Origin of the sequence: Ralstonia pickettii, from assembly GCF_001699815.1 — a bacterium.
Lineage (GTDB): Bacteria > Pseudomonadota > Gammaproteobacteria > Burkholderiales > Burkholderiaceae > Ralstonia > Ralstonia thomasii.
Genome location: NZ_MCGB01000014.1, coordinates 1 through 7,243, shown reverse-complemented (window position 1 = coordinate 7,243; position 7,243 = coordinate 1). Strand labels below are relative to the sequence as shown.

3 protein-coding genes and 1 pseudogene are annotated in these 7,243 nt (G+C 65.9%); 2 read left to right on the top strand and 2 right to left on the bottom strand.

The window, feature by feature from the left end; genetic code table 11:
* Positions 1–1,005 (top strand): annotated as a pseudogene (gene sbcB / locus BEK68_RS01815) (exodeoxyribonuclease I); the annotation flags it as partial.
* A gap of 77 nt (positions 1,006–1,082) precedes the next feature.
* Here the strand turns inward: sbcB and BEK68_RS01810 are convergent.
* Both BEK68_RS01810 and BEK68_RS01805 read right to left on the bottom strand, forming a co-directional pair.
* On the bottom strand, positions 1,083–4,643 hold the full coding sequence (locus BEK68_RS01810) for an indolepyruvate ferredoxin oxidoreductase family protein (RefSeq protein WP_012436651.1): 3,561 nt from the start codon (positions 4,641–4,643) through the stop codon (positions 1,083–1,085).
* A 281-nt stretch (positions 4,644–4,924) separates the two neighbouring features.
* Positions 4,925–6,394, bottom strand: a complete 1,470-nt coding sequence (locus tag BEK68_RS01805) for a PLP-dependent aminotransferase family protein (protein ID WP_012436650.1) — start codon at positions 6,392–6,394, stop codon at positions 4,925–4,927.
* 92 nt (positions 6,395–6,486) lie between these two features.
* On the opposite strand from BEK68_RS01805, the gene BEK68_RS01800 reads away from it, so the two are divergent.
* Positions 6,487–7,170, top strand: a complete 684-nt coding sequence (locus tag BEK68_RS01800) for a pyridoxamine 5'-phosphate oxidase family protein (RefSeq protein ID WP_004628815.1) — start codon at positions 6,487–6,489, stop codon at positions 7,168–7,170.
* Positions 7,171–7,243 lie beyond the last annotated feature (73 nt).

Below are 7,243 nucleotides of genomic sequence, written 5' to 3'. Positions count from 1 at the left end.
GGAGGGCATTCAATGGCCCACCCATGAAGACGGCCGCCGAGCTTCAAACTGGAGCATCTGTCCAAGGCCAACGGCCTGGTGCATGAGGCGGCGCACGATGCGGTGTCGGATGTGCGCGCGACGATTGCGCTGGCGCGCCTCATCCGCAATGCGCAGCCGCGCCTGTTCGATTTCTGCCTGGCGCTGCGCAAGAAAGACCGCGTGGTGGCCGAGATCGGCGATGCGCCGCGGCCGTTGCTGCACATCTCCGGGATGTACGGCGTGGAGCGCGGCTGCATGGCCGTGGTGTGGCCGCTGGGTGGTCATCCGGCCAACAAGAACGAACTGATCGTGTGGGACTTGGCGTTCGACCCGTCCGAGCTGTTCCACATGGACGTCGCCACGATTCGCGAACGCATGTTCACGCGCACGGCCGATCTGGCCGAAGGCACCACGCGGCTGCCGATCAAGTCGATCCACATCAACAAGTCACCCATCGTCATCAGCAACATGAAGACGCTGCAACCCGCGCAGGCAGAACGCTGGGGCATCGACTTCGCCATGATCGAACGCCACGCCGCCATCGCCCAAGGCGCACCCGACATGCGGGAAACGTGGCGCCAGGTGTACGCCCGAGAACTGGAGCCGATTGAAGACGTCGACCAGAACCTCTACGGCGGATTCGTCGGCAACGACGATCGCCGCCTGCTCAACGAGCTGCGCACGCTCAGCGGCGAACAGCTCGCGCGCCTGCATGCGGAGTTTGCCGATGCGCGTCTGCCGGAGCTGCTGTTCCGCTACCGCGCACGCAACTTTCCCGATACGTTGAACGAAGAGGAATACGAGCGGTGGGAGCAATTGCGCGCCGAGCGCCTGTTCGAAGGCCGCGATGGCTACATGACCTTCGAGACCTTCGGCGAGCGGCTTCAGCAATTGGGCGCGGAAGCCGCAGAGAACGGCGACACGCGTGCGCAGACCATCCTGCAGGACCTGTACGACTACGCACAGCAGATCGTGCCGGGCTGACGAGTCAGACGCGCACAAAGAAAAACGGAGGCCGAAGCCTCCGTTTTTTCATGGCGATGCTGAATGCTTGGCGCCGATCAGGCTGCCTGCTGTGCCGCAGCCGGATCGCGCCACTGCGCGAGCAGCTTGTTCCAGCGGATGCGCGCCGCGGCCAGGTTGGCCTCCTTCACATGGCCGAAGCCGCGGATGTCTTCCGGCAGGCGGGCCAGTTCCACGGCCTGCGCCAGCTTCTGCGCCGTCAGGCTCTTCACCAGTTCATCGATCAGAGCACGGTATTCGCCGATCAGCGCGCGCTCGGTGCGGCGCTCTTCAGTCTTGCCGAAGATGTCGAACGCCGTGCCGCGCAGGCCCTTGAGCTTGGCGAGCACCTTGAAGATGCGCATCGTGTTGGGGCCAAAGCGCTGCTTGACCAGGTGCCCCTTCTCGTCGCGCTTGGCCATCATGGGCGGCGCGAGCCAGAAGTTGAGCTGGTAGTCGCGCCCCGGTTCGCCTTCGAACTGCGCGCGCAGTTTGTCGAGGAATGCCGGATCGGTGTACAGGCGGGCGACTTCGTATTCGTCCTTGTACGCCATCAGCTTCGACAGATTGCGCACCACGGCTTCCGTCAGCGCCAGCGCCTGGCCTGCACCGACCACGGCTGCTTCCGCCGCGCGCACCCGTTCGACCACAGCGCGGAATTCGGCGGCATACGCGGCGTTCTGGTAGGCGGTCAGCAGATCGACGCGGCGGGCGATCAGCGTGTCCAGCGAGGGCAGCGCAATCACATCCGCTTTGGCACGCGGGGCGTCGTCGGCGAGCTTGAGCACCGCATCGCGGTCTTGCGCGAGGTGGCGGCCCCATTCGAACGCGGTCTTGTTCTTCTCGACGGCCACGCCGTTGAGTTCGATCGCGCGGACGAGCGCGTCGTGTGTCAGCGGAAGCCAGCCTTTCTGCCACGCAAAACCCAGCACCAGGGGGTTGGTGTAGATGGCGTCGCCCAGCAGGCGCACGGCCAGCGTGCTGGCGTCTTCAAACGCGCAGGCATCGCCGATGGCCGCACGGATGTCCGCTTCGGTCGAGCTGCCCGGGAAGCGCCAGTTCGGGTTCTTGATGAAGTCGGCGGTGGGCGATGCGGTGCTGTTGACGATCGCGCGCGTCTGGCCGTGCTGCACCTTCGACAGCACTTCGTCAGACGCCGAGACAATCGCGTCACAGCCGATCACCAGATCCGCCTCGCCCATGGCGATGCGCGTGGCGTGGATCGAATCCGGACGCTCGCCGATCTGCACGTGCGAGAGCACGGCGCCACCTTTCTGCGCCAGGCCCGCCATGTCGAGCACGGTCACGCCCTTGCCTTCGATGTGCGCGGCCATGCCGAGCAGGCCGCCGATCGTCACCACGCCCGTGCCGCCCACGCCAGTCACCAGCACGCCGTACGCGCGCTGGATGGCGGGCAGCTCAGGATGCGGCAGCAGCGGCAGGCCTTCCATCGACACGCCGTGCGATTCCGGCTTGCGCACCTGCGCGCCCTCGGCCGTCACGAAGCTCGGGCAGAAGCCGTTCACGCAAGAAAAGTCCTTATTGCAGGACGACTGGTTGATCTTGCGCTTGGTGCCCAGCTCCGTTTCCAGCGGCTCGACCGACAGGCAGTTCGACTTGACCGAGCAATCGCCGCAGCCTTCGCACACCGCGTCGTTGATGAACGCGCGGCGTGCCGGATCGACCAGCGTGCCGCGCTTGCGGCGGCGGCGCTTCTCAGTCGCGCAGGTCTGGTCGTAGATCAGCACGCTGGTGCCTTGCACCTCGCGCAGCTCGCGCTGGATGGCGTCGAGACGGTCGCGGTGATGCACCGTCACACCTTCGGGCAGCTTGATGGCGGCGTTGTACTTCTCGGGCTCGTCCGTGACGATGACGATGCGCGACGTCCCTTCGGCATGCACCTGCGCGGCAATCTGCGGCACGGAGAGCGGGCCGTCGACCGGCTGGCCGCCCGTCATGGCCACGGCGTCGTTGTAGAGGATCTTGTAGGTGATGTTCACCTTGGCTGCAATCGACGCGCGAATCGCCAGCAGGCCCGAGTGGTAATACGTGCCGTCGCCGAGGTTGGCGAACACGTGCTGGTCGCCCGAAAACGGCATCTGGCCGATCCACGCCACACCTTCGCCGCCCATCTGGCTGAAGGTGTCGGTGCGGCGATCCATCCACACGGTCATGTAGTGGCAGCCGATGCCGGCCAGCGCGCGCGAGCCTTCCGGCACGTTGGTCGACGTGTTGTGCGGACAACCCGAGCAGAACCACGGCTTGCGCTCGGCGGTGACGCGCGGGCGGGCGAGCGCCTTCTCCTTGGCGTCGATGATGGCGATGCGCGAGGCAATGCGCGCGCGCACGTCTGACGGCAACTCGAACTTTTCCAGACGCGTGGCGATGGCGCGGGCGATCAGGGCAGGCGACAGCTCGTAATGCGCCGGCAGCAGCCAATTGGCCATCGGCACCGACCATTCGCCGCCGGCGTTGTCCTTTTCGTCAAACTTGCCGTACACGCGCGGACGCACGTCGTCGCGGTAGTTGTACAGCTCTTCCTTGAGTTGGTATTCGAGGATCTGGCGCTTCTCTTCCACCACCAGGATCTCTTGCAGGCCCTCGGCAAAGGCGCGCGCGCCGTGTGCTTCCAGCGGCCATACACAGCCGACCTTGTACAGGCGAATGCCGATGCGGCGGCAGGTGTCCTCATCAAGGCCGAGGTCGACCAGCGCTTGACGTACGTCGAGGTACGCCTTGCCGGCGGTCATGATGCCGAAGCGCGCCTGCGGCGAATCGAGCACCACGCGGTCGAGCTTGTTGGCCCGCACGTACGACAGGCCGGCGTACCACTTGTAGTCGAGCAGGCGGGCTTCCTGCACCAGCGGCGGATCGGGCCAGCGGATGTTCAGGCCGCCCTGCGGCATGGCGAAATCTTCGGGCAGGATGATCTGCGCGCGATGCGGATCGACGTCCACCGAGGCGGACGATTCCACCACGTCCGTCACGCACTTCATCGACACCCACAGGCCGGAGTAGCGGCTCATCGCCCAGCCGTGCAGGCCGTAGTCGAGATATTCCTGCACGTTGGACGGATACAGCACCGGAATGCCGGCCGCCTTGAAGACGTGCTCAGACTGGTGCGCCAGCGTGGAGGACTTGGCTGCGTGATCGTCACCGGCCAGCACCAGCACCCCGCCATGCGCCGACGAACCGGCCGAGTTGGCGTGCTTGAACACGTCGATCGTGCGGTCCACGCCCGGCCCCTTGCCGTACCACATGCCGAACACGCCGCTGAACTTGGCGCTCGGATACAGATTGACCTGCTGCGAGCCCCAGACCGCCGTGGCGGCCAGGTCTTCGTTGAGCCCCGCCTGGAAGACGATGTTGTGCCCGGCCAGATGCTTCTTGGCCTTCCACAGCGCCTGGTCCAGCGCCCCCAGCGGCGAGCCGCGGTAGCCGGAAATGAAGCCCGCAGTATTCAGCCCAGCGGCGCGGTCACGCTCCTGCTGCAGCATTGGCAGACGCACCAGTGCCTGCGTGCCGCTGATGTAGATGCGGCCACGCTCGAGCGTGTACTTGTCGTCCAGGGAAACGGTTTCGAGCGCGCGTCGTAGCGCGTCGTTCAGAGGGGCATTCATGCGTGCTCCGTGTGGGTGTGCCGGGATCACCGACAGCAGGTCTCTTTTGGTGCCGCCTGCGCCGCTTCTTGTGGAAACTGGCAGACAGCCGTAAGTCGAGGCATCGTAGCATCGCGTGACATTCCGGACACCGTGCAACGCAGCAAGAATGGGGGTGGGTTTTCCCTTGGTTGTGGTGTCCGATGCACGCATGCACCGCGTCGCACGGGGCGGTTGCACCGGTTGTGCGGTGCATGCAACATTTGCGAAAAAGCCATGCAGGCGAGAGCCGCGCTGGTGAATCAGCCGGCTACGCTCTCGATCACGTCGCGTATGCGCAGGGCCAATCCGTCCATCGCTTCGGCCGGCACGTTGCCGTAGCCGAGCACGAGGCCGTTGTATTGCGCGGTCAGCGTGCCCGGCAGGCAGAAGCGCGACAGCGGCCGCAACACCATTCCGTGCGCACGGGCGGCGCGGCTGACTTCGGTGTCGGGCACCGGGGCGTCGAGCCGCGCGGAAAGATGCATGCCGCCCGCGCCGCCCGATACGGTGACGATGCCATCAAGGTGACGCTCGATCGCGGCCTGCAGCGCATCGCGGCGCTCGCCATAGAGGCGACGCATGCGCCTAAGGTGCCGCGTGAAATGTCCCGCCTCGATGAACTCGGCCAGCGCGAGCTGCTCAGCCACGCGCCCGCGCAGCATCAGCGCACCGGCCGTCTTCTTCAGCGCGGGCACCAGCGCAGGTGGCACCACCATATAGCCGAGGCGCAGCGCCGGGAACAGCATCTTGCTGAACGTGCCGAGATAGATGACCGGCGCATTCTCAGTCAGGCCCTGCACGGCGGATAGCGGCGCACCCGTGTGGCGGAACTCGCTGTCGTAGTCGTCTTCGATGATCCACGCGCCGGCAGCGCGCGCGTGCTGGATCAGCGCAAGGCGGCGCTCCAGGCTCATCACCGCGCCCAGCGGGTATTGGTGCGACGGCGTGATGTAGATGAGCTTGGGCGGCGTGTCGCGCCAGTCCTCCTCGCGCGGGGCGAGGCCATCGGCGTCGACGCTGATCGGTACCAGGCGCATGTCGGCGGCCTGCAAGGCGGCGCGCGCTCCGTAGTACCCGGGGTTCTCGATCCATGCGGTGTCGCCCGCATCGGCGAGCGTGCGGGCGCACATGTCGAGGCTGTTCTGCGTGCCATCGGTAATGAAAACCTGCGTCGCGTCGCAGCGCACGCCGCGCGAAACGCGCAGGTATTCGGCCACGGCCTGACGCAGGGCGACATTGCCTTCGACCGGGCCGTAGCCCATCTGCCCGGGACCGATGCGGCGCCATCCGCGCTCCATGCAACGGCGCCATTGCGCCAGCGGGAATTCATCCAGCGCAGGCGTGCCGGGCAGGAAGGGCAGCAGGTCGTCCATGTCGCCGCGCGGGCGTTCCAGATCTTTTACGCGGTGCGACAGCGCAGGCGCGGCTTCGGGCGCCTGCGCAGGCGTCTGCTGCAGGCCAACGCGCGCCACCACCGTGCCTTGCCGCCGGCTCAGTACGAAGCCCTCCGTGGCGAGCTGCTCGTAGGCGTAGAGCACCGAGTTGCGCGCGATACCGAGTTCTTCGGCCAGCGTGCGCGATGGCGCGAGGCGCGTGCCTTCCTCGATCTGTCCGCTCAGGATGGCCGCCCGCAGGCAGGCATACAGCCGATGCTGCTGCGAGGCGCGTGCCACGCCTTCGCGGTGCATTGCGGTGCGTTCGTAGTTCGACAGCAGGACGCCGTAGTCCATCGTGGCTCCAATACATTCCATTTTGATGGGTCTACTCATGGTGCCACGGTTTTTCTATCGTCGGCACATCGATACAAGATTCGGAGCCTCGCGTGTCCACCACGGAATCCACATCGCCCACCGCACGCACCCGCGTGCGCCGCGTCGCGCACCGCGGCCACTACGACCGCACCACGCTGCACGCCATCCTCGACGAGGCTTACGTCTGCCACATCGCCTTCGCCGACGAGCATGGTGTGCACTGCATCCCGACCGCGTGCTGGCGCGAGGGCGGTCATCTCTACATCCACGGTTCCAACGGCAGCCGCATGCTCAAGCTGGCAGGCAGCGGTGCGCAGGTCTGCGTGACCATCACGCACATCGACGGCCTGGTGCTGGCGCGCTCGGCGTTCAACCATTCCATGAATTACCGCTCGGCCGTCATCTACGGTGCGTTCGAAGTTGTGCCCGATGCGCAGAAAGCTGGGGTGCTCGATACCTTCATGGAAGTGCTCGCGCCTGGCCGTTCGCGACAGGCGCGGCCCGGCAATGCCAAGGAACTCGCTGCCACGACCGTGCTGCGCATTCCGCTGGATGAAGCGGCGTGCAAAGTGCGCACGGGCGGGCCGAAGGATGATGCTGAAGACCTTGACTTGCCTGTGTGGGCTGGGGTGCTGCCGATGGCGCTGTTGCCGTTGCCGCCGGTGGTGGAGGCCGCGCCGGCGGGTACGCCTGACTATGTGCAGGAGTGGAGGGATAGTACGCGGGTGCCGGTGGGGGATGTGGTGATGTCGTGATGTCGTGAGGGGGCGGGGTAGTCGTTGGTTTTGGTTTTGGTTTTGGTTTTGGTTTGGTCTTGGTGGTGCATCC